Source organism: Alcanivorax sp. HI0083, assembly GCF_001635175.1.
The window spans coordinates 1-417 of the sequence record NZ_LWFX01000545.1 but is presented as its reverse complement, the minus strand read 5'-3'; the positions used below and the strand labels follow the sequence as shown (position 1 = coordinate 417).

At 54.2% G+C, this 417-nt stretch carries 1 protein-coding gene; it reads right to left on the bottom strand.

Features of this window, described 5'->3' with window-relative positions; genetic code table 11:
* Positions 1 to 181: 181 nt before the first annotated feature.
* Positions 182 to 417: M24 family metallopeptidase (locus A3754_RS05570; protein ID WP_156496832.1), on the bottom strand; the 236-nt coding region annotated here is incomplete at its 5' end.

Below are 417 nucleotides of genomic sequence, written 5' to 3'. Positions count from 1 at the left end.
TTTCACTGTAGGAGCGCCACTTGAGGCGCGAATCATGCAAAGCGTTGAAAGTTCAAAGTGTAAAGTTTAAACGCGAATCCAGTTGTCGATGTGTGTAATGTCGTGCCCGCGTTCCCCGGTAATGGCGCGGGCACAGACACTCAAAGGCAACCCCCCTCTCGCGCTTTTCAACTTTAAACTTTCAACTACCCTTCATTATCTTTTCGATATCCGCCACGTCCTTCGGCACTTCGTGACTAAGCACTTCGCAGCCGGTTTTGGTGACCAGCACATCATCCTCGATACGGATGCCAATACCCCGCCATTGCTCGTCCACTGTGGTGTCATCCGGCGCCACATACAGCCCCGGCTCCACGGTCAGCGCCATGCCCGGCTCCAGCTGGCGCCATTGTTCCTGAATGCGGTAATCACCCACAT